Here is a 26,314-nt window from a genome sequence, read left to right as displayed (position 1 = left end):
GGCCCACCCCCAAGCCGCCATGCTCCTGACACTCTCACCTCACCACCCCCTGAGAACACACGAGTTCACGAGGTGAGAATGAGACGGACCAGATGGGCGGCGGCCTGTGCCACCGCGCTTGCCGCCGCCCTTGCCGGTGGAACACTGCCCGCTGCCGCCGACAACGCACCCGCCTTCGCCGTACCGTCCGCATACCCGGCGACGGCCGGCGGCAGCAGCACCGTCACCCTGCTGACCGGCGATGTGGTGACGTACACCGGCCATGGGGACGGCGTACAGATCAGCTCGATCGTGCCGGGAGACGGCCGTGAGGGCATGGGCTTCACCCGCTTCCGGGCCGGAGGTCACGAGTACGCGGTGCCGATCGACGCCGTCGGCGAGATCTCCCGGGGCCGGGTGGACCAGCGGCTGTTCGATGTGACCGAACTCGTCGCCTCGGGGTACGCGGACGCCGATACGGACTCGCTGCGCATCCTCGTCGCCAGCGCCCCCTCGGCGTCCGGGACGCCCGAAGCCCCGAAGGGCGCACGGCTCGCCGCGGCCTTCAGGGCCACGGAGACCACCGCGCTGGAAGTGCCGAAGCAGTCGGCCGGAACCGTCTGGAAGCAGCTCGGCACTCAGGCACGGGCCCGCACCGAGGGCATCGGCAGGGTCTGGCTCGACGGCCGGGTCCGGGCCACGCTCGACAGGTCCGTGCCGCAGATCGGCGCAGACCGGGCACATCGTGCCGGGATCACCGGGAAGGGCACCAGGGTCGCCGTCCTCGACACCGGCTACGACCGGGACCACCCCGACCTGAAGAGCGCCGTCGTCGCTTCCCAGGACTTCACCGGGGAGGGCGACGTCCAGGACATGCAGGGTCACGGCACCCATGTGTCCTCGATCATCGCCGGTTCCGGGGCCGCCTCGAAGGGCCGGTACGCGGGGGTCGCACCGGGCGCGGAGCTCGTCGAGGGCAAGGTGCTCGACAACAGCGGTCGCGGCTACGACTCCTGGATCCTCGCGGGCATGCAGTGGGCCGTCGACCAGGACGCCAAGGTCGTCAACATGAGCCTCGGCACGAGCGTGGCTTCCGACGGCACCGACCCGCTGTCCACCGCCGTCGACAAGCTCTCCGCCGAGCACGGCACGCTCTTCGTCATCGCCGCGGGCAACAGTGGCGACCGGACGATCAGTGCGCCGGGGGCCGCCGATGCCGCTCTGACGGTCGGTTCGGTCACCGAGTCGGGTGAGATGTCGCCGTTCTCCTCGCGCGGACCGCGCCGGGGCAGGCCCGCCGTCAAGCCGGAGATCTCCGGCCCCGGCAGCGACATCGTCGCCGCGCGCGCCGCCGGGACCCTGGACGACGCCGCCGTCACCGAGCGGTACGCCTCGCTCTCCGGTACGTCCATGGCGAGCCCGCATGTGGCGGGGGCCGCGGCCCTGCTGGCCCAGCGCCACCCCGGCTGGTCCGGCGCCCGGCTGAAGGCGGCGCTGATCGGCAGTGCCGCGCCGGTGGACGGGGCCACGGTCTCCGACACCGGTTCCGGCCTCATTGACGTACCGGCCGCACTGGCCACCGCGGTGGTCGCCGAACCCGCCACGCTGGCCGCCCGCACCCCGTACCCCAACGCATCCGCCGAGCCGCAGAGCCGCGAGCTGACGTGGACGAACACCACCGACAGGCCCGTGAAGCTGAGCCTCTCCGCGGGACAGGGCGGCGCGGTGCGTCTCGACGCGCGGACGCTGACCGTACCCGCGCGTTCCTCCGCCGTCTCGCAGGTCACCCTCGAACCGTCGCGGGTCGAGGCGGGCACGACGTACGGCGGTGCCGTGACCGCGACCTGGCCGGGACGCGGGCGGGCGACCGTACCCGTCTCGATCGAGGCCGATCCGCAGACGTACACCCTCACCCTGAGCGGACCCGCGCCGCGTGAGGGCAGCGAGTCCACCTCGACGGGTGTGGTTCTGCAGAACGAGAAGACCGGTGCGTCGCAGCTGATCGGGCTGACAGGCACCACACCGGAGAAGGTCACGCTGCCGCGCGGCAGCTACCGGGCCATCGGGCACGCCTGGGAGTACGACGAGGTGGGCAACACGGTCGTCGGCACCACGGCGATCCACTTCGCCCGGCGGATGACGGTGGATCAGGACACCTCGGTCGCGCTGGACACCAAGGACGCGAAGCCGGTACGGATCGGGGTGGACGACGGCTCCGCCCGGGTGACCCTCCAGTCGGCAACCGGGCTCGTCTCTCGGGTGGGCACTGGCTCCGGCGCCACGGACAGCGGTCTGGTCGCGCCGAGTTCCGCCGGTCAGTACCGCGTCGAGGCCGTCCCCACCACCGGCGCCGCGCTGGACGGGCTCGCCTTCTTCGGCGGGCTGAGCTGGCAGCAGCGCGAGGTCGACGCGCACGAGCCGGGCTCCTCGGCGAACGCGCTGAAGCTGCTGCTGTCGCAGTACAGCATCTACAGCTGGCTGGGCACGGCCACCGGTGAGGTCGTCGACATCGGCACCGGGGCGGACACCGATCCCGCGTCGATGGACCTCCAGGGCAAGGTCGTGCTGTGGACACCGGCGACCAGCCAGAGCGCGTTCAACAACGCGCTGTACCAGAAGCTGTCCGACGCGGGCACGGCCGCCATCATGTACGTCGGCTACGGGCTCTCCGTCTACAAGCCGACACCGGTGCTCCGGCTGGACACGGACAGCGTGCCCGCGCTGCGGGACCGGCTGGCCCTGGGACCGCTGACCCTGACGCTCGACGGCGTCAGCACCGGCGCGGACGCCTACTATCTGCACCACTCGGTCGACGGCCGGGTCCCGGCCGGGGCCGACTGGTTCGACCGGCGCGCCGATCTGGCGAAGGTGCAAACGACACAGCGCACCCACGGCTACCCGTTCGACCCCAAGGGCATGTACGCCTGGACGACCTGGCACGGACTGACGCTCTATCAGCAGGTCACGCGCTACCGTCCGCCGTCGCAGCAGACGCTGTACTTCACCCCGGGCGTGGCGTGGACGACGGCGACGTTCCACTACCAGTACGACGTCGCCGACCGCGTCTATCCGCTGGGGACGCTGAGCGGCCCGCCCACCGTGTACCGCGAGGACGGTCACTACCGGGACGACTGGATGTCCGCTCCCTTCAACCCGGCGCTCGGCAGCCGGGCCGGTGCCGCCCAGGTCGTCAGGGAGGGCGACAAGCTGAAGGTTGCGCTGCCCGTGTTCTCCGACGCTGCCGGGCACCGGGCCGAGACGGCGCCGGGTGCGGACAGCGGGAGCACGGTCCTGGCGGACGACAGCGGAGAGGTGCTGGCCCGCAACACCGCACCGGGACGCGCCACGTTCGACCTGCCGCGCAAGGAGAGCTGGTACCGGCTGACCGTCGATGCCACGCGTACGTCGCCGGACCCGGTGACCTGGATGCTCGGGACCAGGGTCACCAGCGAGTGGCGGCTGCGCTCCGGTCACGAGAGGTCGGCCGCCGCGGCCCGGCTGCTGGACCTGGACTACCGGCTGCCGCTCAGCGGTGAGAACGCGGCCGACCCCGCGAAGCCGCTCGCCTATACGGTCGGTCTCTCCGCGCAGGGCAGCCGCAAGGCCCTGCACATCGCCTCGCTAAAGGTCTGGTACGCGACGGACGGCACCGACTGGAAGCAGGCCGCGGCGGCTCGCGGAGCGGACGGCCGCTGGAAGGTCACCGTGCCGGCCCTGGGGACCGCCAAGGTCGATCTGAAGTCCACCGTCACGGACGCCTCGGGCGCCTCGCTGACGGAGACCCTGGTCGACGCGTACAACTCCGGCTGCCCCGACATCTGGTGCTGACGGACCGAACCCGGGGGCGGGGCCGCACGCGGCTCCGCCCCCGGCCTGTCCCGACCCCGCTCATTCGTTAGGGTGACGCCGTGGCAAGAGTGCGGTTGGGCGTGGCGGAGCGGCGCGAGGAGCTCCTGCGTGCTGCCGTCGAACAGATCGAGGTGCGAGGAGTGTCGGCGGTGCGGATCGCCGACGTGGCCGCCGTGCTCGGTGTGAGCAACGCGCTCGTGCTCTACCACTTCTCGACCAAGGAGAAGCTGGTCGCGGCCGCCTTCGCGCATGCCGCCGAGGCCGACCTCGCCCATCTGCGCAAGCTGCTGGGCCGCCGCACCAGCGCGGTACGGCGGCTGCGCGCCGCGGTCCGCTGGTACGCACCCACGGGGCAGGCCAAGGGCTGGCGGCTGTGGATCGAGGGCTGGGCGGCCTCGCTGCGCGACCCGGCGCTGCGCAATGTGGCGGGCGATCTCGACCAGCAGTGGAAGGCGGAGCTGGCCGAGGTCATCGAGGAGGGCGCCGCCGCCGGTGAGTTCCACTGCGACGACCCGATGTCCGCTGCGTGGCGGCTGACCGCCCTGCTGGACGGTCTGGCCGTGCAGATGACGTCGTACGCGGGTCCGCTGTCCCAGGCCACGATGCTGGCCTGGACCGACGAGGCGCTCGCCCGCGAACTCGGCATCGACCAAGCCGCGCTGACGGCCTGAGACGGATCAGTTCTGGCGCAGGGGCGCGTACGCCTTGCCCTGGAGTCCGAACGTCCAGGCCAAACCGCCCTTCGCCGTCCTCGTGGTCGGCGGCACCCGCAGCCAGTAGGTGTGGCTCGTTCCGTCCGGCTCCGGGGTGGAGTTGACCACCTCGACCATCACCACGTCCTCGTCGCCGTCCAGCGCGATCCGCCAGAGGGTGCCCATCTCGTCCCGGTGGACCGGCTCGGCGCCGGACTCGGTCAGATAGCGGTCGTAACCGTCGCCCCAGAGCCGGGGCTCGTAGTTGTGCACGATGCGATCAGGACACGCCTCGCCCCGGGCGCTGGAGCGGCCGTCGTGAGCCTGAGGACGAAGGACTAGCTCGCCCGTCGCATCGCATCCTCCATCCGAGCCTGGTAGTAGGCGTGGTCGCGTGGGTAGCCGTCCAGGTTCGGCAGCGCTGTCCGGATGCCGTCTGCTGCGGTCTGCCAGTCCCGACAGGCGTACACGGCATCCGCGGCCTGCAACATGGCACGGGCCGGGCTGAGCCAGTACAGCCAGCCCGGCCGGTCCTCCTCCTCCGGAACTTGCAGAGCGAGTTCGAGCGCCTCGGTGGCCAGGCGCCGGGCGCGGTCCCGCTCGCTCACCGCGGCCGCCGCAATCGCCGCCTGGTGCGCGGCCACCGAAGCCGTCGCCGGGGACAAGCCGATAACGAGCCGCGCGGTCTCCGCAGTACGCAGTGCCCGCACCGGATCCCCGTATTTCAGCGAGTAGTTCGAGCGGATGCGGTGCACCCACGACGCCATATCCGTGTGCCCGCCGTCGACCGCCCACCCGTGCGCCACATCGATCCACGCGATCGCCGCCCCGGTGCGGCCCTGCTTCGCAGTCACCCACGACAGCCAGTGCGCGTGTTCGGCCGCAAGGAGCATCAGCCGGTCGGCAGCCGGCCCCGTGCTGCCGGGGATGAGGAGGGTGACGGCATCGAGCTGGGAGCGGACGACTGGCCACAGGTCCTGGCCGCCGATCTCGTCCTGGGCGCGGCGGTGCTGAGCGAGGACTTCGCCGATCCAGTTCGCGGTCCGCAGGTCGGTGCGCCCGATGGCGTGCCCGTGGGCGATGCGCTCCCGCAGTTCGACGGGCGGCGCCCAGTCGTCGAGGTCGGGGCGGCGGGCAACCATGGTGAGTTCTGGGGGCACGCGCAATCCTTCGGTGATGCGGGCCATCACCTCGGCTGACGTCACCTGCCTGCGGCCCGACTCGATCGCGGAAATGTGGGGCTGCGGCATGCCAACGAGCGGCTCCAGGCCGCGCTGCGACAGGCCCGCGGCGCGCCGGTATTCACGAAGGATGGCAGCCCAGTCCTGGCGCGCCCAAGCAGCGCGCAATCTGACGTCTGCCCAGAGTCCCGGACTACTCATGCGGGGACGATACGCCTGCCTGATACCGCCTGTGTATCGGATCGGCCGGATGTACTCCGGACGATGGTCTCCCAAACCGAGTCGTGTCGGAGAGACCATCATGAACGATTCCACACCAGCGCCACAGCCGGAGTACTGCTGCTACGACGGGCAGCTGACCCGCGAGCCGGTCCTCGTCGATGAGGTGCATTCCTCATCCGGTGCCGGTACCTGCGTGTACGCCTGCCCGCAGCACGCCGCCCTGTACAGCGGTCCGCAGAGTGGCCCGCGTCTCGGAGCGGAGCACTTCGGATGAGCCCCGTATCGATCGCCAAGCAGCCGCCGTCGGACGCCGCGTACAGGACGCTCATCGGCCACACCTACACCTGCGCGGCCTGCCGCCGCTCGCCCTGCCCGACAGCGGTCCGGCTCACCCGCGCGTGGCGGGCGGCCCGCCGGAGATCTGTGACCGCTGCCAGCAGCCAATGCGCGACGAGGAGTCGAAGCCGTACGACGTGCCCGGGGCGTCCGGCGCGGGCATCACGATCTATGTGCACAAGTGGCCCTGCGCCCTGCCCGCGTCGGCCCAGCCGCGGACATACTTGCCGCGCAGGCCCTGAACTCCCGCCCGCGACTGCCATCACGCCGATCGGTCGCGAGCGGGCCGCCCCGGTCGGCCGTCCCCCGTCGGCTGACCGGGGCCTTCTCGTTCTGGTCAGAACACCTATGGCCTCCTGGCCAGCTCCAACACCATTCGCCCGCGAGGTCCGCTGCGGCTTCTGCAACCTCTTCACCCGGATCGGCGCTCCCGACGAGCTGTCGACCCGGTATCTCGACGCGCTGGGCGACGCCGAGCCGGTGCGTTTCGCGGCGGCGTTCGGCAGGGGCACGCCCACGTTCCTGACCACGGCGGAGCTGGAGCGGCTCTGCGACATCGCGGAGAAGCGGATGGGCGCCGACCTGCGGTCCGTTCCACTGTCGGTCGAGACTTCGCCGTCGACCGCGACGGCCGACCGGCCGGCCGTGCTCGCCGACCGCGGGACGACCAGGATCAGCGTCGGGGTGCAGGGCTTCGTGGAGGCCGAGGCGCGGGCCGCCGTGCGGCCGCAGCGACGCGCCGATGTGGAGGCGGCTGCGGACGCCGCCTGGGACGAACAGCTGCTGCGGCTCTCCCCGAGGGTCTGGCCCACTCCGACGCGCTGGGCCCCGAACTCTTCTCCCCCGGAGTGCGGGCCTCGATGGCCGCGTACGAACTGAAGTGAGCGCCCCCATGGACCTGACCATCCTCTACCGCGGTCCGCTCGCCTCCTGCGACTACGACTGCCCGTACTGCCCGTTCGCCAAGCGGCGCGACAGCCGGGAGCAGCTGCGCGCCGACCGCGCCGCGCTGGAGCGGTTCACGGCGTGGGCCGCGGCGCAGACCGGCGACCGGATCTCGGTCCTTTTCACCCCGTGGGGCGAGGGCCTGGTCCGCTCCTGGTACCGCCGTGCGCTGGTCGAGCTGGCCCGGCTGCCGCACATCGGCCGGGACGCGATCCAGACCAACCTCAGCGGCCGTACGGGCTGGCTGGCCGAGGCGGGTGAAGCGGGCCGCGAGAAGATCGCACTCTGGTGCACGTACCACCCCGGGCAGACGCCGTACGAGCGGTTCCTGACCAAGTGCCGGGAGCTGAGCGCGCTCGGCATCCGCCACAGCGTGGGTGTCGTCGGCCTGGACGACCATCTCGACGAGGCGCGGCGGCTGCGTGCCGCCCTGCCTGCCGCGGTCTATCTCTGGGTGAACGCCGCGGAGGGACACACCTATACGGACGAGGAGGCGGGGCGCTGGACCGCCCTGGACCCGCTCTTCCCGTACAGCCGGCATCCGCACCGGTCGGCCGGGCTGCCCTGCCGGACGGGCGAGTCGGTCATCTCGGTGGACGGCGACGGCACGGTCCGGCGCTGCCATTTCGTCCCGGCGGAGCTCGGCAATCTCTATGACGGGAGCTATCGGCTCTCTCTCGGCCCGCGCGCCTGTCCGCTGGCCGTCTGCGACTGCCACATCGGCTATGTGCATCTGGAGACACTGCCGTTGTACGACGTCTTCGCGGGCGGCGTGCTGGAGCGGATACCGGCGCTCCCCTTGTCGCCCCTCGCCGGACGGGCCTGAATCCCGGACCCGTCCGGCGAGCGAGGGCGCTGCGGTGGCGGACTGCCCCCGGACCTGACCGGCCCTAGAGCGGCAGGAGATCCGGCCGCTTCGCGGCGACGTGGTCACCGGAGGACTCGCCGCGCAGCCGTCGGCCGATCCACGGGACCAGGTACTCGCGTGCCCAGTGGATGTCGTCGCGCCTTACTTCGAGCGTGCCGCGCTGTGCCTGCGGGGGCCATTCCTGGTCGGGATCGGCCGGCACATCGAGGCCGAGGACCTGGGCGGCGCGCAGCGCGACCCTGGTGTGTCCCTCGGGCGACAGATGGAGCCGGTCGTCGTCCCAGGCGCGCCTGTCCTGGACGGACCGCAGCGACCACAGGTCGAGGACCGGGCAGTCGTAGCGGTCGGCGATGGACCGCACATGGGCGGTGTAGGTGGCGATCTTGCCGCGCAGATGGCGCAGCACGGGAACGCCCCGGGTGTCGAAGCCGGTGGTGACCATCACGGTGCCGACCGATTCGGTCAACTCGGCGACCGCGCGCTCGAAGCGCTCGGCCACGTCGTCGGGGTCGGTGCCGGGCCTGATGATGTCGTTGCCGCCCGCGCAGAAGCTCACCAGGTCGGGTGCGAGCTTCTTGGCGCGCGGCACCTGCTCCTCGACGATCTGGTCGAGGAGGCGTCCGCGTACGGCGAGATTGGCGTACCTGAAATTTCCGTGGGCGGAGCCTTCGGTGCTCGTCTCCGCATCGGGGTCCGGGAGCTGGTCCGCGAGAAATACCGCGAAACGGTCCGCCCAGCCGACGAAGGTCCCGTCCGGGCCGGGGTCGCCGACGCCCTCGGTGAAGCTGTCGCCAATCGCCGCGTACGACCCGATGACGCCATGTCGATAGTTGACGCCACGTTGATTTTTTCTCGAATCGTCTGCCACAAACGCTTATCCTGCACCGCCGAATGTGACCTACGCGACCGTAATAAGGGGTTGACGGGTGGTGAGATAGACCACCCGGTCAGGTTTTGGTAAAGGGGGAATAAGCAGAAGGGCGGTGCGCCGCCGCGCACCGCCCTTCGGTGTTGCTCAGGTGATGATGTGTGGCTCAACTGCCCGGCCGTTCGGCTCAGACGTCGATGCCGTGCGAGGCCAGGTAGGCGATCGGGTCGATGTCCGAGCCGTACGCCGGGCCCGTGCGGACCTCGAAGTGCAGGTGCGGTCCGGTGACGTTGCCGGTGGCGCCGGAGAGGCCGATCTGCTGACCGGTGCTCACGGTCCGGCCCGCGGAGACGGAGATGGAGGACAGGTGGCCGTACTGCGAGTAGCGGCCGTCGGCGTGCTTGATGACGACCTGGTTGCCGTACGCACCGCCCCAGCCGGCGGTGACGACAGTGCCGGAGGTGATGGCCTTCACGCTGGTGCCGGTGAAGACGGGGAAGTCGATCCCGGTGTGGCTGCCGCTGGACCAGTTGGAGCCGGAGGCGCGGTAGCCGGTGGTGTGGTTGCCGGGGACCGGGTGGGCGTAGTCGGAGCTGCTGGCCGGGGCGGCAGGCTTGGACTCCGTGACCGTCGCGGCCTCGGCCGGGGCGGACTTGACCGGAGCTGCCGGAGCAGCGGCGGCCGGCGCGGAGTCGCCGGACGCCTTGGCGCCGAGCGTCAGCTTCATGCCCGGGAGGATCAGGCCGGGGTCTTCGCCGACGACCGCGCGGTTGTCCTGGTACAGCTTCTGCCAGCCGCCTTCGACCTTGTGGTCGGCGGCGATCTTCGAGAGGTAGTCGCCGGAGACGACGGAGTACGTCGTGGTGGCCGCCTGCTTCAGCGCGACCGGCGTGGCCGGGGCGGCGTGCTTGGCGGCGGAGGCCGCCTTCGGGGCGGCCTGTTCCACGGCGTGGGCGCCGGTGGCACCGAGCAGCGGCAGCGCGAGGCAAGCGCCGCCGGCGCTTGCCACGGCGACGCCACGGGCGATGGTGCTGGACTTCGTACGACGGTGCTTACCCGATGCGGGCATGAACTGCTTCCTCTCCGGCGCCTGCGAGGTGAGCTGTCGGGTTCGGGCTGGAGATGCCCGGTCGCGCAGAGCGCGACTTCACCCCTAGCCGGCCGGATTTCTACGGTCGGCGGCTTACCTGGTTCCCCCGCTCCTGCCACGCGATCAGTGGGTGCGAATTCCGGACGGCGGCAGGATTGGGCGGTCCGTCCGGATTGACGGTGACCGTAAGCGAGCCGGGACGGCGATAACAAGCCTTTGGTTCCGCACCGGAATCCGATGCGGGAAATCGGCGCGGAATTCCGGTCACACTCCGTGGATCAAAGATCTTGAAATTCCGCGCCGCGCACGGAATAGCCGACCGCCCCGTCAGCACACACCGTCACGGATATGATCCCGCTCACGAGAGGGCAACCATCTCCCATACAAGCAGGGCGCATTGGGCTAAATGCACACATTACGGACATGTCACGCCTGTCGGTCACGCCGGAGCCTCAGCACCCGCGCGTCGAGATCCCCCCTCAGCCCGGTGTGCAGCCCCTGGTGCAGCAGTACCGAACCGTGGTGCACCGCACCCGTGTCCAGGCAGGTGTACGTCGCCGCGGGGTCGAGCGCGCGCAGCCTCAGGGCCGGGGGCCGCTCCCCGAATCGCTGCGCCTCCAGCCACATCAGGACCACGGTCTCGTCACCGTGGACGTACTGGACCGCGCCGAGTCCACCGCGCGGGGCGCGCAGCCGGTACAGCGCTCCATGCTGCACCACCGGCCGGATCTCCTTATAGAGATCCACCCAGGTCCGCGCCTCGGCCAGCTCCTCATCGCTCCACTCGGCGAGGTCCCCGCCGACCCCGAGCACACCGGCCATCGCGCTCACGAAGCGGAAGCGCAGCGAACTGACCCTGTCGTTGAGCTGCGTATTCGGACTGTCGGTGACCCAGGCCGCCATCACCCGGGCCGGGTGGATCTGGCCGAAGCCCTCCTGGATGGTCAGGCGGTCGAGCGGATCGGTGTTGTCGGAGGTCCACACCTGGTCCGTACGGGACAGAATGCCCAGGTCGATCCGGCCGCCGCCGCCCGAACAGGATTCGAAGGCGACCGAGGGGTGCGCGGCCCTGAGCCGGTCGATCAGTGCGTACAGTGCGTCCACATGCTCGATCCAGAGCTTCTGCGGATACTCCTCGCCCGGCCAGCCCGCGTCGGTGAAGCTGCGGTTGAAGTCCCATTTCACATAGTCGATGGGCGCGCTGGAGAGCAGCGCGTCCAGTTGCTCCCACAGATGGTCCCGCACATCGGGGCGGGCCAGATTGAGCACCAGCTGATTGCGGAACTCGGTCCGCCTCCGTCCGGGGAAATGCTGCACCCAGTCCGGGTGTGCACGATGGAGATCGCTGTCGGCATTGACCATTTCCGGCTCGACCCAGATACCGAACTGCATGCCGAGTCCGTGCACTTCGTCGGCAAGCGGCTCAAGGCCGCCGGGAAAGCGGTCCGGATTCGGTGTCCAGTCGCCGAGTCCGGCCCGGTCGCTGGTCCGCTGCCCGAACCAGGCGTCGTCCACGACGAACAGCTCGACGCCCATCGCGGCGGCGCGCTCGGCTAGGGCGCGCTGCTGCTCCTGCGAGATGTCGAAACCGGTCGCCTCCCAGGAGTTGTAGAGCACCGGCCGCAGGCGCTGTGCGTCCGGGATCACATGGGCCAGCTGCCAGGCGTGCCAGGCCCGGCTCGCCCCGCCGAACCCCTCCGCGCTCCACAGACCGGCGAAGACGGGGGTGGTGTACGACTGTCCCGGCGCGAGCAGCAGCAGCCCCGATTCGTCGTGCCCTGCGCCGCCGGTGATCTGTACGAGCCCGTCGGGGAGCCGCTGTACGCAGATCCGCCACGACCCGGACCAGCCGAGCGCACAGCCGTACACCTCGCCGCTGTCCTCGGTGGCCGCGCCGTCGGCATCGAGTGCGACCCACGGCAGGTGCTGATGTCCGGTGTGGCCGCGCCTGCTGGAGATGACGTTCTCGCCGTACGTCAGCTCCGCCCGCGCGAGCTGCGACTCCGCAGCCCAGCGGCCGTGCAGCCGGCTCAGCCGCCAGCCGTCGCGGGCGGGCAGCGCCCAGGCGGCCGCGTCGGCGCGCAGCAGTTCCAGCGGCGGGCCGTCCGGCCCGGCGTGGGCAACGGTGGCCCAGCGCTCGATCACATCGGAGTCCTCGCGCATGCGGTAGTGCAGGGTCAGGGCAAGCCGGTGCACGGAGTCGGTGAAGCCGATACGGAGTTCGTCCCCGTCCGCCGCGGCCTCGGCGAAGGCCCACTCGGTGCCGCGGACTTCCGGCGTGCGCACCGAGAGGGCCGGGCGGACGAACCTGGGGCCGCCCTCCACCGGGTACTCCTCGCGGCCGTCGAGCGGGGACTCGAAGCCCCTGGAGGGTGGCTCCGGTGCCGCGGCCAGCGCCTGGGCGGCGGCGAGGGTGATCCGCGGCCCCCAGTGCAGATGGACCAGCTCGTCCCGCCCCGTGAGCCGCAGGGCGTAGCTGCTGCTCGCCCCGGTCAGCAGCCAGGTCCGGCCCTTGTCACCCGTCTCGATCATTCCACCCCCACATTCCAACAGTTCCGCACATCATCGACCGCAGCCGGGCGGGTGGGCAACGGCCTTGCAAGGAATTCACCGCGAGGGCACGGGGGTTCGCGGAAATGTCGGCAGACGAAGGCCGAGACGATTGCCTGAGGAATCGATGTCGTATCGTCGCGGCAGTGGCCTTGTCGGCGATTCGCGCCGGCGCCAGACACTCCAGGAGTCACTGTGACGCAGCAGCTGCCGCAGATCCCGTCGACGGAACCCGAGCTGGCGGGTGTCCGCAACTTCCGCGACGTGGGCGGGCTGCCCACCACGGACGGCCGGCGGGTACGGTACGGACGGCTCTTCCGCAGTGGTCATCTCGCACACGCCACCGCCGAGGACGCCGCCTTCCTCGGCGGTCTCGGTCTGCACACCGTTTTCGACTTCCGCAACGCGGCCGACCACCGGCTCGACGGCCTGGACGTGGACCTGCCGGGCGTACGCAATGTGAACATCCCGCTCTCCGACCCGGCCGACGGCGCCGAGTTCTGGCAGGTGGTCCGCGACGGCGATCTCGCCCAGCTGCGCTCGATCCTGGCCGACGGCAAGGGGACGAACCGGATGATCGCCTCGTACCGCGAGATCATCCGGGACCGTACGGCCGAGCACAGCCAGGTCCTGCACGCCCTGGCCGAGGACAGTGTTCCCGCGTTGATGCACTGCGCGGCGGGCAAGGACCGGGCCGGTCTGTCGATCGCGGTGTCGCTGCTCGCGGTCGGCGTGGAGCGCGATGCGATCGAGGCCGACTACCTGAAGTCGAATGACGCCCACCGCCGCTACAAGGTGCGCCGCAGCGACAGTTCGGCGGCCGGCATGTCGCCCGAGGTGATGGAGCTGCTCAATCCGCTCTTCGGCGCCCGTGCCGACTACCTCGCCGCGGCTTTCGCCACCATCGAGGAGACCTGGGGCAGCACGGACCGCTACTTCTCCGAGGGCCTGAGGCTCGCCCCCGAGACCCGTGAGCGGCTGCGCGAGCGGCTCCTGGACGAGGTGTAGCCGTACGGAGCCGGCGGCGGTGGTCAGCCCTTGCCCGCCACTTCGAAGAGCAGATAGAGGAAGGCCGCGAAGACGTGTCCGGCGACGAGGTAGGCGACCAGCCGGATCACCACGCCGCGCGGAAACCTCCCCTCCTGGGCCTCGTACTTCTTCTTGGAGCCGAGCGGGTCGAAGTTCTCTGAATCGGACATGACAGTCCTCTCTGGCGACCGGACTGGCCGGTCTCAGCGGTGGTGGATGCCGCTGCCGAGGCACAGCTCGGCGGCGGGGCTCTGCAGCAGGGTGTGGACGAAGAGCAGCTCGGCACCGTCGCGGTCGACGGCCGCGATCCGGTGCGGGGTGAGCGAGTCGAAGTGCGCGCTGTCACCGGGCGCGAGATCGTGCACCGTGTCCCCGAGCGTGACCCGCAGGTGCCCGGCGAGCACATGCAGCCACTCCTCGCCGGGATGGACGCGCACGAGATCACCCTGTGTGCCGTACGGAACCCGGACGCGGAGCGCCTGCATCGCCCGGCCGGAGCCGCCGGCCCGCTGGTACGTCCAGCCGTCGGCCTCGGCCCCTTCGAACTTCCCGCCGCGGATGATCGCCTCGCGTTCGGGAGGCGTCTCGCCGAGGAGTCCGGAGACCGTCGTACCGTAGATCCTGGCAAGACCGAGGAGCATCGGCAGCGAGGGCTGGCGACGGCCCGTTTCGAGCCGGGAGAGATGGGCGGGCGAAAGCCCGGCCCGCTGGGCGGCGGTCTCCAGGGTGAGACCACGGCTGCGGCGCAGCTCGCGCAGGCGGGGCGCGACTCCGGGCAGCTCGTCGGCCGCCCCTCCGTCTGGAGTGTTCATGTACCCATTGGGCCAGGAGCTTTCCTTGGAGGCAAATTTATTGCCTCCAAGGCAAAGTCACCGGCAGGAGCCGCAGGCTCAGCGGTTGGCGACGGCCTGCTTCACCAGGGTCCTGCCGAAGTCCCACATCAGCCCGCCACCGCTGTGCGCGTCATCCATCACGGCGGTGAACGCCGTGACGAACCGGTCGACCTCCGGCTCCCCGATCACCAGCGGCGGAATCAGCTTGATCACTTCCAGATGATCGCCCGAGACCTGGGTGAGGATGCGGTGCTTCTGGAGCAGGGGCACCACCACCATCTGCGCGAAGAGACCCTTGCGGGCCGTCTGCAGCATCGTCCAGCGGCTGCGCAGCTTCAGCGACGACGGCCGGCCGAACTCGATGCCGATCATCAGCCCTCGACCGCGCACCTCGTGCAGCAGCTCATAGCGGTCCACCAGCGCCGCCAGCCGCTCGCGCAGCAGATCGCCGGTGCGGCGCGCGCCCGCGACCGTCTCCTCGTCCTCCATCACCGCGAGGACCGCGAGCCCGGCGGCCATCGCCTGGGCGTTGGAGCCGAAGCTCGCGGAGTGCACCAGGACCCGGTCCATCGACGAGTAGACGCGTCTGAAGATCCAGTCCTTGCCGAGGGTCGCCCCGACCGGCACATAGCCGCCGGAAAGGGCCTTGGCGACGCAGACCAGATCGGGTTCGACACCTTCCTCGTGCTGGTACGCGTAGAAGTCGCCGGTCCTGCCGAGGCCGGTCTGCACCTCGTCGGCGATGAGCAGCGCCTTGTGCTTGTGCAGCAGCTCCTGCGCGTCGCGCAGGAAGCCGGGCGGCGCGGCATGGACACCCTTGCCCTGGATGGGCTCGACGACCAGCGCCGCCACGTCGCCCCGCTTCAGCTCGCGCCGCAGCGCGTCGAGGTCACCGAGTTCGATGGCGGTGTCCGGCAGCAGTGGTGCGAAGCCGTCCCGGAACCCGCTCTCCCCGTTGACCGAGAGCGAGCCGGTCGTCAGGCCGTGGAAGGCATGGGTGCAGTAGAGAATGCGCGGCTTCCCGGTGGCGTACCGGGCGAACTTCAGGGCGGTCTCGACGGCCTCCGTGCCGCTGTTGCCGAAGAAGACCCGGTCCAGGTGCGGGCTGTACGCGAGCAGCTTCTCGGCCAGCAGCCCGGGCAGCGGCTGGCAGTCGAAGCGGGTGAGGTCGGCGAGCGAGGCGTCCAGGACGTCGTGCAGGGCCTTGCGTACGACGGGGTGGTGCCGGCCGAGGCCCATCACGCCGAATCCGGCGAGCATGTCGAGGTAGTCGTTGCCGTCCGCGTCCCAGAAGTGCGCGCCCTCGGCCCGTTCGTAGACCTTGTCGAAGCCGATGGTGTGCAGCATGCGGGGCAGCTGATGATTGAGGTGTTTCGTGTGCAGCTCGTAGCGCTCGGCGCCGCGCTCCGCGAGGAGTTGCGCCAGGTCGAAGCCCTTGGGCCCGTCGTCCTTCATTCCCCGCTCTCCTCGGTGCTTGTCGCCGCCTTCCTGGCGGCCAGTGCGGCGCTGATCCGTCCGGCGATCTCGACCGGTGTGAGCCCGATGTCGGCGAGCACCTCGGCGCGCTTGCCGTGGGCGAGGAACTGCTCGGGGATGCCGAACGTCCGCAGCGGTACGTCGACCCCGGCGTCCCGCAGCGCCTGCCCGACCGCCGAACCGACGCCCCCTGCCCGGCTGTTGTCCTCGACGACGGCGACCAGCCGGTGCCGCTGCGCGAGCGGGGCCAGCTGTTCGTCGACCGGCTTGACCCAGCGCGGGTCGACGACCGTGCAGCGGATACCGCCGCCCGACAGCAGGTCGGCCGCCTTCAGACAGACCGGGGCGAGCACACCGACGGCCACGAGCAGCACGTGGGGGTCGTCCGCCCGGTGCAGGACGTCCATTCCGCCGATCCGGTCGACGGCCGGGACCGGCTGCCCCACCGACTCCTTGGGGAACCGGATCACGGTGGGTGCGTCGTCGATGTCGACGGCCTCACGGAGTTCGGCGCGCAGTTCGTCGGCGTCGCGCGGGGCGGCGATCCGCAGTCCGGGAACGACCTGCAGCATGGACATGTCCCACATGCCGTTGTGCGAGGGCCCGTCGGGTCCGGTGACGCCGGCCCGGTCGAGAACGAAGGTCACCCCGCATCCGTGCAGCGCGACGTCCATCAGCAGTTGGTCGAAGGCCCGGTTGAGGAACGTGGCGTATACGGCGACGACCGGATGGAGTCCGCCGGTGGCGAGCCCCGCCGCGGAGACGGTCGCGTGCTGCTCGGCGATGCCCACGTCCCAGACCCGGTCGGGGAACGCCTCGGCGAACTTCGTCAGTCCGACGGGGTGCAGCATCGCCGCCGTGATGGCCACGACGTCCGGCCGCTCGGCGCCGATCGCGGCGATCTCGTCCCCGAACACCGAGGTCCAGGAGGGCCCGCCGGCCGGGACGAGCGGCGCGCAGGTCAGCGGGTCCATCGCGCCGACGGTGTGGAAGCGGTCGGCCTCGTCCTGGAGCGCGGGCGGGTAGCCGCGGCCCTTCTCGGTGAGACAGTGCACCAGCACCGGGCCGTGGAAGCGTTTCGCCCGGTGCAGCGCGGATTCGACGGCCGCGATGTCGTGCCCGTCGATCGGTCCGACGTACTTGAGCCCGAGATCCTCGAACATGCCCTGCGGGGCGAAGGCGTCCTTGAATCCCTTCTTCGCGCCGTGCAGCGACTCGTACAGCGGCTGTCCGATGACGGGGGTCTGCTGGAGCACGCTCTTGCCCCAGGAGAGAAAGCGTTCGTATCCGTCGGTGGTACGGAGGGTGGCGAGGTGGTTGGCCAGGCCGCCGATCGTGGGGCCGTAGGAGCGCTCGTTGTCGTTGACGACGATGATCAGCGGCCGGTCCCGCGCGGCCGCGATGTTGTTGAGCGCCTCCCAGGCCATCCCGCCGGTGAGGGCCCCGTCACCGATGACCGCCACGACATGGTCGCTGCGTCCCAGCACCTGATGGGCCTTGGCGAGGCCGTCGGCCCAGCCGAGGACGGTCGAGGCGTGCGAGTTCTCGATGACATCGTGCTCGGACTCCTCGCGGGAGGGGTAGCCGGACAGGCCGCCCTTGCCGCGCAGCTTGGAGAAGTCCTGCCGCCCGGTGAGCAGTTTGTGCACATAGCTCTGGTGCCCGGTGTCCCACAGGATGCGGTCCACGGGCGAGTCGAAGGCCCGGTGCAGGGCGATGGAGAGCTCCACCACCCCCAGGTTGGGCCCCAGATGACCGCCGGTCCTCGCCACCGCCCGGACGAGGAACTCTCTGATGTCCTCGGCGAGTTCGTCGAGTTGTGCTTCGTTCAGCGCCTTGAGATCGTGCGGCCCCCGGATGTTCTCCAGAATCGTCACGCTCGGGCCCCCTCTCTGGTTCTGTTTCAGCTCACGGTGACGGCCGGAACCCCCGGTGGTGTCCCTGCGTCGTCCATGCCCTCGGCGATCTTCAGGGCTTCCTCGATCAGCGTCTCGACGATCTTCGACTCCGGGACGGTCTTGACGACCTCGCCCTTCACGAAGATCTGCCCCTTGCCATTGCCGGACGCGACACCCAGATCCGCCTCACGCGCCTCACCCGGACCATTGACGACACACCCCATCACGGCCACCCGCAACGGCACCTCCATGCCCTCAAGACCCGCGGACACCTGATCCGCCAGCTTGTACACATCCACCTGCGCACGCCCGCACGACGGACACGACACGATCTCCAGCCGCCGCTGCTTCAGATTCAACGACTCCAGAATCTGCAGCCCGACCTTGACCTCCTCGGCCGGAGGCGCCGACAACGACACCCGGATCGTGTCCCCGATCCCCTCCGACAGCAACGCACCGAACGCCACCGCGGACTTGATCGTCCCCTGGAACGCCGGACCCGCCTCCGTCACACCCAGATGCAACGGATAATCACACGCAGCCGCCAGCTGACGGTACGCATTGACCATCACCACCGGATCGTTGTGCTTCACCGAGATCTTGATGTCCCTGAAACCGTGCTCCTCGAACAGCGACGCCTCCCACAGCGCCGACTCCACCAGAGCCTCCGGCGTCGCCTTCCCGTACTTCCTCAGCAGCCGCGCATCCAGCGAACCCGCGTTCACACCGATCCGGATCGGCGTACCCGCATCCTTCGCCGCCCGCGCGATCTCCCTCACCTTGTCATCGAACTGCTTGATGTTCCCCGGATTCACCCGCACCGCCGCACAGCCCGCATCAATCGCCGCGAACACGTACTTCGGCTGGAAATGAATATCCGCGATCACCGGAATCTGCGACTTCTTCGCAATCGTCGCCAGCGCATCCGCATCATCCTGCGTCGGACACGCCACCCGCACGATCTGACAGCCCGACGCCGTCAACTCCGCGATCTGCTGCAACGTCGCACCGATGTCCGACGTACGCGTCGTCGTCATCGACTGCACCGACACCGGCGCATCCCCGCCCACCGCCACCGACCCGACCTGGATGCGCCGCGAGTGGCGGCGCATCGCTAGCGGCCGGGCCGGCAGCTCGGGGAGACCCAGTGCGACCGGTTCCCCAGCGGTCATGACGTCACCCGTTCCCGGAGACGGTCTCGCGCACGGCGCGCAGGGATTCCTTCAGCGACCCCATGGTGGCGAGCACGGCGGTGGGCTCGTAGCCGCAGTGCGCCATGCAGTTGGCGCAGCGCGGGTCCTTGCCCCGGCCGTACTTGTCCCAGTCGGTCTTCTCGATGAGTTCGCGGTACGTCGGGACGTATCCGTCGCTCATCAGATAGCAGGGCCGCTGCCAGCCGAAGAGCGAGTAGTTCGGGATCGCCCACGCGGTGCACGGGAAGTCCGCCTTGCCCTCCAGGAAGTCCAGGAAGAGCGGCGAGTGGTTCAGCCGCCAGCGGGACCTGTTGCCGCCCGCGAAGGACTTCTTGAACAGCTCGCGGGTCTGCTCGACGCCGAGGAAGTGCTCCTGGTCGGGTGCCTTCTCGTACGCGTAGGCGGGCGAGATCATCATCTCGTCGACCTTCAGATCGTCATTGAGGTAGTTGAGGACCTCGATGACGGTCTGCGGGGTGTCGGTGTTGAAGAAGGTGGAGTTCGTGGTGACCCGGAAGCCGCGCCGCTTGGCCTCCTTGATCGCCGCCACCGCCTCGTCGAACACGCCTTCCTTGGCGACCGACTCGTCGTGCCGTTCGCGCAGCCCGTCGATGTGCACGGCGAAGGCGAAGTACGGCGAGGGCGTGAATTTCTCCATCTTCTTCCGCAGCAGCATCGCGTTGGTGCAGAGGAAAACGTACTTCCGCCGCGCCACCAGCTGACGGACGATTTCGTCGATCTGCGGATGCATCAGCGGCTCGCCGCCCGCGATGGAAACCATCGGGGCACCCGATTCGAGGACGGCACCCACCGCTTGGGCGACCGGCATGCGCTGCTTGAGCACTCCCGCCGGATGCTGGATCTTCCCGCACCCCTCGCACGCGAGATTGCAGGCGAACAAAGGCTCCAGCTCCACAATGAGCGGGAATTTGTCCCGCTTGCGGAGCTTTTGTTCAATGAGGTACGTCGCAACCTTGATGGACTGACGGAGCGGCATGGCCATCTGGCTCACCTCCTGGGGAGCAGCAAAGAACGGTGCCATTCATAGAAAGCCGGCAGGACGGCACGGAGAACACGGAAAGCCGATATTCCTCCGCGTATCGTGCCGATGCGGACGAGCTCATGCTCCGGGGCGTCCACGACCACCCGTACGGCGGCAACCGGGCGTGGCCCGGACCGCAGAGCGGCGCGGAGGGTGGCGGCGGACTCCATGTCCACCGCGATCGCTCCGGTGGCCCGCAGCTCGGCGCGCTCATGTCCGCGTACGACATGGGCGGAGCCGGTCAGCGGACCGGTGTGGACGGTGCGGCCGGGCACCGCCCTGGCGAGGGCCTCGGCGAGCAGGCCCACGCCGGTGCAGACCGTCGAGTCCCCGGCCTCCCGGGTCTCGGCGGCGACCACCAGGTCCCCGGGGTGCATGCCGGGTGAAAGACCGGCGCAGAACCCGGAGGCGAGGACCGCCGTGCCGGGCGCCCGGTCCTCGCCGAGCACCCGTGACACGGCCGTCTCGGCAGCCCTGGGGCCCATTCCCGTACGGAGTACGGTCACCGGTCCCGGGGCGTCACCAGCCCTGCTCCTGCCGCTGCGCAGGGCGAATTTCTCGATGCCGAGCGCGCAGGCGATCAGCAGCGGTGCTGCGGGGCCGGCCGGCCCCGGACCATCGCCCATCAGGCCCCCTTGCGGGTGGCCGTGCCGTCGGCGAACGGATCGCCGTACACGTACCGCCCGAGTGCGGTGAGCGGGAAGACCTGCCGGTAGAGGTGGTAGTTGATGGAGAAGTCCCAGGGGAAGCCGGTGCCGGTGAAGTACGGCTCGTCCCAGGATCCGTCGGCCTGCTGTGTCTCGCCGAGCCAGGACACCCCGCGCTGGACGGCCCTGCTGTCCCGCCGTCCAGCGGCGAGCAGTGCGAGCAGTGCCCACGCGGTCTGGGACGCGGTCGATGCGCCGCGCCCGATCCACTTGTCCTCCTGGTACGAGCGCAGGTCCTCGCCCCAGCCGCCGTCGTCGTTCTGTACGGACTCCAGCCAGCCGACCGCGCGGCGGATCGCCGGATGGGTGACGGGCAGTCCGGCAGCCACCAGTGCGGGCACCACCGACCCTGTTCCGTATACGTAGTTGACGCCCCAGCGGCCGAACCAGCCGCCGGCCGCGTCCTGTTCGGCGAGCAGCCACTCGATTCCGCGCCGGGTGGCGGGGTGTCCGGACCGCCCCTCGACGGCGAGCATCTCGACCACGTGCCCAGTGACATCGGCGGACGGCGGGTCGATGACCTCACCGAAGTCGCAGAAGGGCAGCCGGTTGGGGAACGCGCTGGTGTTGTCCGCGTCGAACGCGCCCCAGGCCCCGTTGCGCGACTGCATACCGAGGTTCCAGCGCACTCCGCGCCTGATGGCGGCCTCGATGCGGGCCGTGTCGGGGTGGCGGACCCGGCGCAGTGCGAGGACCACCTCCGCGGTGTCGTCGATGTCCGGGTAGTTGTCGTTGTGGAACTCGAACGCCCAGCCGCCCGGGTTGAGCCGGGGGCGGCGCACGGCCCAGTCACCGGGCCGGACGATCTCCTCGCCGAGCATCCAGTCCGCGGCCTTCACGAGCGCCGGGTGGTCGGGGCTGACCCCGGCGTCGGCGAGGGCGATGGTGGCGAGGCAGGTGTCCCAGACCGGGGACTGGCAGGCCTCGATCATCCGGGCGCCGTCCTCGCGCCAGACGGCGAACCGGTCGAGCGAGGCGAGTCCGGCCCGCATCACCGGGTGGTCCAGGTCGTAACCGAGCAGGTGCAGGGCGATGACGGAGTACACGGCGGGCGGCTGGATGCCGCCCCAGCAGCCGTCGTTCTCCTGGCGTTCGATGATCCAGCGGGCCGCGGCGTTCATGGCCGTCCGGCGCAGCTTGCGCGGCGCGACCTTGTGGTAGGCGTGCAGCACCTTGTCCAGGCGCTGGAAGACTCCGTCCCAGCTCGCCGCCGGAGCGGGGCGCCCGGGCGGGTTCGGGACGTACGGGTCGGTGTGCAGTTCGTCGAGCGCGAAGGGGGCCGGGCGGACCGGCCGCTTCGCCGAGACGACGGTGAGCGGCACGATGGTCTGGCGGGCCCAGCAGCCGAAGTCGTAGATGTTGAGCGGAACCCACTTGGGGAAGAACATCAGCTCGGGCGGGAGTTCCGGCAGGTCGTCCCATTTCCACCAGCCGAAGAGGGCGAGCCAGATGCGGGTGAAGACGCGGCTCGCCGCGATGCCGCCCTGGTCCCTGATCCATCGGGAGGCCCTGGCCATGTGCGGATCGTCCGGCCGGTCCCCGGCCAGCCGCAGTGCCACATAGGCCTCGATGGTGGTGGAGAGTTCGCCGGGGCCGCCGTGGAAGGTGGCCCAGGTGCCGTCGCCGCGCTGTTCGCCACGGATGAAGCGGCCGGCCGCCTGCACGGTGGCCTGGTCCTGAATGCCGAGGAATTGACGGAGCAGCAGGTCCTCGGCGTCCATGGTGACGTTGGTGGCGAGGTCGCCCTTCCACCAGCCCTGCTCGTCCTGCCTGCCGAGGAGGTGCTCCACCGAGCGTTCCGCGGCCCGTCGCGCGGCGGCGAGTACGTCGTCCGCGACGATGGTTGTGTCGGTCGGATTACTGGCCGAGGCTGCGCGGGGACTCACAGCCCCGGTGCTTCCGTCGGTCGTCGCTGTCATGGCTTCCCCTTCGTGCAGTTGTTCCTCTGCTGTGCTGGGGTCTCCGTCGGCCGGCGCCCGGGACGGACACCGGCCGGCGACTGCGATTCATATGGAGCAGATGGTGATCATCTCTTTCGTACGACGACGAAGTCCGCGAGCGCTGTGAGCTGCGCCCGCACGGTCTGCGGCATGTCGACGCGGTGCAGCGCCTCGATGGCGACCGCATGCTGTCGACGGGCCTCCTGGGCGGTCCATTCGCGGCCGCCCGCCTCCTCGATGAGCGCCGCACGGGCGGCGAACTCCTCTTCGGAGAAGCTGTCGAAATCGGTGCTCTTGGCATCGGCGGCGAGCAGTTCGCCCAGGCGCTGCGAGGCCGGCCCGCCCTCGGCGAGCGCGGCGACGACCGGGAGGGACTTCTTGCGCTGGCGCAGATCGCTCCAGGTCTGCTTGCCGGTGGACTCGGGGTCGCCCCAGATGCCCAGCAGGTCGTCGACGGCCTGGAAGGCGAGGCCGAGGTGGTAGCCGTACGCCTCCAGCGTGTCGGCGGTGCGGTCGTCGGCGCCGCCGAGGACCGCACCGATGGAGCAGGCGCAGGCGAGCAGGGCGCCGGTCTTGTTGCCCTCCATCTCCAGGCACTCCTCGACGGTGACCCGCTCGCGGTGCTCGTAGGAGATGTCCTGGGCCTGACCGTCGATGAGCTTGCGGGTGGCGACGGTCAGGCGGCGGGCCGCGCGGCCCGCTTCGACGGTGCCGAGCTCCAGCAGGATCTCGTTGGCGAGCGCGAAGAGCGCGTCGCCGACGAGGATCGCCTGGGCGGGGCCGTGCACCTTCCAGACGGTGTCGCGGTGGCGGCGCTGTTCGTCGCCGTCCATCAGGTCGTCGTGCAGCAGCGAGAAGTTGTGCACGAGTTCGACGGCCACGGCGCCGGGGATGCCGGCCTCGGCGGCGGCACCGGCCGCCTCCGCGGACAGCAGGGCGAGCGCCGGGCGCACGGCCTTGCCGCCGTCACCGTCGGAGGGCCGTCCCTGGGCGTCGATCCAGCCGAAGTGATAGGCCGCGACGGTGTCCATGGGCGGTGCGAGCCGGTCGACGGCGGCCCGGAGCACCGGCGTGGAAAGGGCCCGTCCGCGCTCCAGAAGCGCGGTGACGTCCGTGGTGTCCGCCACGGTGTCGAAAGCCGGATTCGCCGGGGTCACTGACTCTCCTCTTGTTCCGGTGGTACTGCTCATGCCGCCTCCTGCAGCGGATGTTCGTGGATGCGGCCGAGTGCCCGGAGCGCGGCGTCCGCTGCGCTGAACCCGCTGCGGACGGCACCTTCCATCGTCGCGGGCCAGCCGGTGGCCGTCCAAGCTCCGGCCAGCGTGAGGCCGGGGGCACGGGTGCGGGCTCCTGGCCGCAGTCGGCCGACGCCGGGGGCGGGGGCGAAGGTCGCCGTGCGCTCCCGGGTGACGAAGAAATCCCTGATCCCGGCTCCGCGGGCGGCCGGTAGCAGCCGCTCCAGCTCAGGCAGGTAGCGCTTGCGCAACTCGGCGACGGGGAGGTCGATCTCCTCGTCGGCGGCGGACTGGGACAGGGCGAGGTACTGCCCGGGGCCGGTGAGACCCGAAGCTTGCGTGCGGTCGAAGACCCACTGGACCGGGGAGCCGAGCGCGGCGAAGAACGGGCGGCGCAGCACCTTGCGGTCGTAGACGACATGCACATTGAGGATCGGCGACGTGCCGATGTCGAGCAGCCGGTCCGGCTCGTCGAGTGCGCCCGCGGGCAGCAGGTCGTGGGTCTCGCGCTGCGGTACGGCGAGGACGACGGTGTCTGCCCCGATGCGTTCGCCGCCGGTGTCGACGGCCCAACTGCCATCCTCCGTACGGGTGATGGAGGTGGCTCTGGTACGCAGTTCGGTGCGTACCCCGGCGGAGTCGAGGGCCTTGCGGGCCAGGGTGTCGTGCACCTCGCCGAGTGGCACGCTCGCCCAGCCGATGTCGGCGGCGCCGGGCTCGGAGAGGAGCCCGGTCTTGAAGACCTTCGCGGCGAGGGCCAGCGAGGAGTTCGGCGCGGTGGCGTTGAGCGTGGCGACGCCGACGAGGTCCCAGAGGGCCTCGATGGTGCGGGGCGACTGGCCGTGCCGGGCGAGCCAGCTGCCGAAGTCGATGGCGTCGAGCGCGGGGTCGTCCGGGTCCAGGCGGCCGAGCGCCAGCGCGGCCCGTCCGACGCTCGCCCGCTCGGTGAGCGAGAGATGCGGATAGCCGGCGAGTCCGGCGGCGAGGTGGAACGGTACCGGCAGCGCGTTGCGGCGCAGCCGTCCGAGCCGGGGGCCCGAGGGGCGCCCGACGTCGAGAACGGGCACGTCCAAACGGTTTTGCAGGGGTGCAAGACGCGTCCCGTCGACGCGGTCGAGGAACCAGCGGTAGGCGGTGCAGCAGCGCAGATAGACGTGCTGTCCGTTGTCGACCGTCAGTTCACCGCGCCGGAAGGAGAAGGCGAGCCCACCGAGCCTGGGCCGTCCTTCGAGCAGGGTCACGTCAAGCCCGGCGTCGGCTAGGCGCAGGGCCGCGGTGATCCCGGCAAGTCCGCCGCCGATCACGACGGCGCGGGAGGAACGCGGGGCGTCGTCCGTCATGCGTCCTCCTTTCGCCGGGTCGCTTCAGTCAGGGACGCGCAAGTACACCAGAGGGTTGATCGCAGAGCGAAGCGACGCTCCGTGTTGCACATGTTGCGTGCGATGTCCGTACGGCGCATCAGACACGCCTCCTGGCCGTGCGGCGGGAGATGTACCGGGCGTCGAGACCCGACAGTCCGCGCACCGCGACATAGGCCTTCTCGTGGCCGGGCAGCGAGACCCGGCCACGCAGCACGGCTTCGGGGTCGCGTTCGATCCGGTCGAGCAGCCGCCGGTAGATGCCCGCCATGGCCGCGACACAGGCGCCGCTGCGCCGGTCCAGCATCGGCAGCAGCCGGTAGCCCTCGGCGAACAGGGCGCGGGCGCGCCGCACCTCGAAGTGGACCAGGCCCGCGAAGTCGGCGCCGGGCGGCGGGGTGGCCCGGTGGAAGCCTGCCGAGCAGCCGAACTTGGCGAGGTCGTCGGCGGGCAGGTACGTGCGCCCGTTGCCCGCGTCCTCGCGCACGTCGCGCAGGATGTTGGTCAGCTGGAGCGCGAGGCCGAGCGTGTCGGCGTACTCCGCGGCGCGTTCGGCGCCGGGAGCGCCCGGTTCCGTGCCGAAGACGCCCAGGCTGAGGCGGCCGATGGCGCCCGCGACGCAGCGGCAGTAGGCCTTGAGGTCGTCCCAGGTCTCGTACGTCGCGCCGCGCACATCCATCAGTACGCCGTCGATGAGTTCGTCGAGCCCGCCGAGCGGGAGCGGGAATCTGCGCGAGGCGTCGGCGAGCGCGACGGCCACCGGGTCGGTGTCGTCTTCGTCGATCGCGCCGTCGCGGATCCGGTCCAGCAGGGTGCGGGTGCTCTCCAGGCGGGTCCGCTTGGTCTCCGGCTCCAGTTCGCCGTCACCGATGTCGTCGACACGACGGGAGAAGGCGTACAGCGCCGACATGGCCTGTCGCTTCTCGGCCGGCAGCAGCCTGATGCCGTACGCGAAGTTACGCGCCTGCTGTCCGGTGACCGCCTCGCAGTAACTGTATGCGGCCTGTACCGGTGCCGACATGT

The 26,314-nt window shown here is 70.4% G+C and carries 20 protein-coding genes, 2 pseudogenes and 1 riboswitch; of the genes and pseudogenes, 6 read left to right on the top strand and 16 right to left on the bottom strand.

What is annotated here, in order from left to right; all coding sequences use genetic code 11:
* Positions 1-78: 78 nt before the first annotated feature.
* Both OG507_RS37000 and OG507_RS36995 read left to right on the top strand, forming a co-directional pair.
* Positions 79-3,807 carry a S8 family peptidase gene (locus OG507_RS37000; protein ID WP_327371465.1) on the top strand — a complete coding sequence of 1,243 codons (3,729 nt, stop codon included), beginning with the start codon at positions 79-81 and terminating at the stop codon, positions 3,805-3,807.
* An 80-nt stretch (positions 3,808-3,887) separates the two neighbouring features.
* Positions 3,888-4,499 carry a TetR/AcrR family transcriptional regulator gene (locus tag OG507_RS36995; protein WP_327371464.1) on the top strand — a complete coding sequence of 204 codons (612 nt, stop codon included), beginning with the start codon at positions 3,888-3,890 and terminating at the stop codon, positions 4,497-4,499.
* 6 nt (positions 4,500-4,505) lie between these two features.
* On the opposite strand, the pseudogene OG507_RS36990 reads toward OG507_RS36995, so the two are convergent.
* Positions 4,506-4,760 (bottom strand): annotated as a pseudogene (locus tag OG507_RS36990) (DUF6745 domain-containing protein); the annotation flags it as partial.
* Positions 4,761-4,858: 98 nt separating this feature from the next.
* On the bottom strand, positions 4,859-5,902 hold the full coding sequence (locus OG507_RS36985) for a helix-turn-helix transcriptional regulator (protein WP_327371463.1): 1,044 nt from the start codon (positions 5,900-5,902) through the stop codon (positions 4,859-4,861).
* Positions 5,903-6,002: 100 nt separating this feature from the next.
* Here OG507_RS36985 and OG507_RS36980 point away from each other — a divergent pair, with 100 nt between their 5' ends.
* From OG507_RS36980 to OG507_RS36970, 3 genes and pseudogenes are all read left to right on the top strand, one after another.
* The gene (locus OG507_RS36980; RefSeq protein WP_327371462.1) at positions 6,003-6,197 is read left to right on the top strand and encodes a hypothetical protein; all 195 of its coding nucleotides are present in this window, start codon (positions 6,003-6,005) and stop codon (positions 6,195-6,197) included.
* Between the two features lie 410 nt (positions 6,198-6,607).
* A pseudogene (locus OG507_RS36975) lies at positions 6,608-7,042 on the top strand (STM4012 family radical SAM protein); the annotation flags it as partial.
* A 109-nt stretch (positions 7,043-7,151) separates the two neighbouring features.
* On the top strand, positions 7,152-8,030 hold the full coding sequence (locus tag OG507_RS36970) for an STM4011 family radical SAM protein (protein WP_327371461.1): 879 nt from the start codon (positions 7,152-7,154) through the stop codon (positions 8,028-8,030).
* Between the two features lie 64 nt (positions 8,031-8,094).
* On the opposite strand, the gene OG507_RS36965 is transcribed toward OG507_RS36970, so the two are convergent.
* From OG507_RS36965 to OG507_RS36955, 3 genes are all read right to left on the bottom strand, one after another.
* Complete coding sequence (locus OG507_RS36965; RefSeq protein WP_327371460.1) at positions 8,095-8,940, bottom strand: SGNH/GDSL hydrolase family protein; 846 nt, start codon at positions 8,938-8,940, stop codon at positions 8,095-8,097.
* A gap of 187 nt (positions 8,941-9,127) precedes the next feature.
* Positions 9,128-10,009 (bottom strand): M23 family metallopeptidase, encoded by an 882-nt coding sequence (locus OG507_RS36960; protein ID WP_327371459.1) that lies wholly within the window; start codon positions 10,007-10,009, stop codon positions 9,128-9,130.
* A 3-nt stretch (positions 10,010-10,012) separates the two neighbouring features.
* Positions 10,013-10,169, bottom strand: a riboswitch (cyclic di-AMP (ydaO/yuaA leader).
* Positions 10,170-10,456: 287 nt separating this feature from the next.
* Positions 10,457-12,562: an alpha-galactosidase gene (locus OG507_RS36955; RefSeq protein ID WP_327371458.1), complete on the bottom strand. Its 2,106-nt coding sequence runs from the start codon at positions 12,560-12,562 to the stop codon at positions 10,457-10,459.
* A gap of 213 nt (positions 12,563-12,775) precedes the next feature.
* On the opposite strand from OG507_RS36955, the gene OG507_RS36950 reads away from it, so the two are divergent.
* Positions 12,776-13,588 (top strand): tyrosine-protein phosphatase, encoded by an 813-nt coding sequence (locus tag OG507_RS36950; RefSeq protein ID WP_327371457.1) that lies wholly within the window; start codon positions 12,776-12,778, stop codon positions 13,586-13,588.
* A 23-nt stretch (positions 13,589-13,611) separates the two neighbouring features.
* On the opposite strand, the gene OG507_RS36945 is transcribed toward OG507_RS36950, so the two are convergent.
* From OG507_RS36945 to hpnD, 11 genes are all read right to left on the bottom strand, one after another.
* Positions 13,612-13,779: a DUF6126 family protein gene (locus tag OG507_RS36945; protein WP_327371456.1), complete on the bottom strand. Its 168-nt coding sequence runs from the start codon at positions 13,777-13,779 to the stop codon at positions 13,612-13,614.
* Positions 13,780-13,812: 33 nt separating this feature from the next.
* Positions 13,813-14,421 (bottom strand): helix-turn-helix domain-containing protein, encoded by a 609-nt coding sequence (locus OG507_RS36940; RefSeq protein WP_327371455.1) that lies wholly within the window; start codon positions 14,419-14,421, stop codon positions 13,813-13,815.
* Between the two features lie 78 nt (positions 14,422-14,499).
* Complete coding sequence (locus OG507_RS36935; RefSeq protein ID WP_327371454.1) at positions 14,500-15,897, bottom strand: aspartate aminotransferase family protein; 1,398 nt, start codon at positions 15,895-15,897, stop codon at positions 14,500-14,502.
* The gene (gene dxs, locus OG507_RS36930; RefSeq protein WP_327371453.1) at positions 15,894-17,795 is read right to left on the bottom strand and encodes a 1-deoxy-D-xylulose-5-phosphate synthase; all 1,902 of its coding nucleotides are present in this window, start codon (positions 17,793-17,795) and stop codon (positions 15,894-15,896) included. Before dxs ends, OG507_RS36935 begins: the two co-directional genes overlap by 4 nt.
* Before the next feature lie 26 nt (positions 17,796-17,821).
* On the bottom strand, positions 17,822-18,988 hold the full coding sequence (gene ispG, locus OG507_RS36925; RefSeq protein WP_327371452.1) for a flavodoxin-dependent (E)-4-hydroxy-3-methylbut-2-enyl-diphosphate synthase: 1,167 nt from the start codon (positions 18,986-18,988) through the stop codon (positions 17,822-17,824).
* 4 nt (positions 18,989-18,992) lie between these two features.
* The gene (gene hpnH / locus OG507_RS36920) at positions 18,993-20,012 is read right to left on the bottom strand and encodes an adenosyl-hopene transferase HpnH (protein ID WP_327371451.1); all 1,020 of its coding nucleotides are present in this window, start codon (positions 20,010-20,012) and stop codon (positions 18,993-18,995) included.
* Between the two features lie 5 nt (positions 20,013-20,017).
* Entirely contained in the window at positions 20,018-20,677 is a 660-nt protein-coding gene (locus OG507_RS36915) for a phosphorylase family protein (protein ID WP_327371450.1), read from the bottom strand.
* Positions 20,677-22,677 (bottom strand): squalene--hopene cyclase, encoded by a 2,001-nt coding sequence (shc, locus tag OG507_RS36910; RefSeq protein WP_327371449.1) that lies wholly within the window; start codon positions 22,675-22,677, stop codon positions 20,677-20,679. The genes OG507_RS36915 and shc overlap by 1 nt, the downstream gene beginning before the upstream one ends.
* A 107-nt stretch (positions 22,678-22,784) precedes the next feature.
* Positions 22,785-23,888, bottom strand: coding sequence for a polyprenyl synthetase family protein (locus tag OG507_RS36905; RefSeq protein WP_327371448.1), 1,104 nt, complete (start codon positions 23,886-23,888; stop codon positions 22,785-22,787).
* Positions 23,885-25,273 (bottom strand): hydroxysqualene dehydroxylase HpnE, encoded by a 1,389-nt coding sequence (gene hpnE, locus OG507_RS36900; protein ID WP_327371447.1) that lies wholly within the window; start codon positions 25,271-25,273, stop codon positions 23,885-23,887. The genes OG507_RS36905 and hpnE overlap by 4 nt, the downstream gene beginning before the upstream one ends.
* 118 nt (positions 25,274-25,391) lie before the next feature.
* A complete protein-coding gene (gene hpnD / locus OG507_RS36895) occupies positions 25,392-26,312 on the bottom strand; it encodes a presqualene diphosphate synthase HpnD (protein ID WP_327371446.1) in 921 nt (306 codons plus the stop codon).
* Positions 26,313-26,314 lie beyond the last annotated feature (2 nt).

The organism is Streptomyces sp. NBC_01217, assembly GCF_035994185.1.
Classification (GTDB): Bacteria; Actinomycetota; Actinomycetes; order Streptomycetales; family Streptomycetaceae; genus Streptomyces.
The sequence above is the reverse complement of the archived record's forward strand: the minus strand, read 5'-3'. Positions and strand labels throughout refer to the sequence as shown.

Excerpts from the sequence above, each read along its gene's own strand:
- OG507_RS37000 (WP_327371465.1), top strand. The coding sequence starts at position 79 with ATGAGACGGACCAGATGGGCGGCGGCCTGTGCCACCGCGCTTGCCGCC.
- OG507_RS36980 (WP_327371462.1), top strand. The coding sequence starts at position 6,003 with ATGAACGATTCCACACCAGCGCCACAGCCGGAGTACTGCTGCTACGAC.
- OG507_RS36940 (WP_327371455.1), bottom strand. The coding sequence starts at position 14,421 with ATGAACACTCCAGACGGAGGGGCGGCCGACGAGCTGCCCGGAGTCGCG.
- hpnD (WP_327371446.1), bottom strand. The coding sequence starts at position 26,312 with ATGTCGGCACCGGTACAGGCCGCATACAGTTACTGCGAGGCGGTCACC.
- hpnH (WP_327371451.1), bottom strand. The coding sequence starts at position 20,012 with ATGGCCATGCCGCTCCGTCAGTCCATCAAGGTTGCGACGTACCTCATT.
- OG507_RS36955 (WP_327371458.1), bottom strand. The coding sequence starts at position 12,562 with ATGATCGAGACGGGTGACAAGGGCCGGACCTGGCTGCTGACCGGGGCG.
- OG507_RS36960 (WP_327371459.1), bottom strand. The coding sequence starts at position 10,009 with ATGCCCGCATCGGGTAAGCACCGTCGTACGAAGTCCAGCACCATCGCC.
- OG507_RS36905 (WP_327371448.1), bottom strand. The coding sequence starts at position 23,888 with ATGAGCAGTACCACCGGAACAAGAGGAGAGTCAGTGACCCCGGCGAAT.
- OG507_RS36970 (WP_327371461.1), top strand. The coding sequence starts at position 7,152 with ATGGACCTGACCATCCTCTACCGCGGTCCGCTCGCCTCCTGCGACTAC.
- OG507_RS36945 (WP_327371456.1), bottom strand. The coding sequence starts at position 13,779 with ATGTCCGATTCAGAGAACTTCGACCCGCTCGGCTCCAAGAAGAAGTAC.
- hpnE (WP_327371447.1), bottom strand. The coding sequence starts at position 25,273 with ATGACGGACGACGCCCCGCGTTCCTCCCGCGCCGTCGTGATCGGCGGC.
- OG507_RS36915 (WP_327371450.1), bottom strand. The coding sequence starts at position 20,677 with ATGGGCGATGGTCCGGGGCCGGCCGGCCCCGCAGCACCGCTGCTGATC.
- OG507_RS36985 (WP_327371463.1), bottom strand. The coding sequence starts at position 5,902 with ATGAGTAGTCCGGGACTCTGGGCAGACGTCAGATTGCGCGCTGCTTGG.
- OG507_RS36935 (WP_327371454.1), bottom strand. The coding sequence starts at position 15,897 with ATGAAGGACGACGGGCCCAAGGGCTTCGACCTGGCGCAACTCCTCGCG.
- shc (WP_327371449.1), bottom strand. The coding sequence starts at position 22,677 with ATGACAGCGACGACCGACGGAAGCACCGGGGCTGTGAGTCCCCGCGCA.
- ispG (WP_327371452.1), bottom strand. The coding sequence starts at position 18,988 with ATGACCGCTGGGGAACCGGTCGCACTGGGTCTCCCCGAGCTGCCGGCC.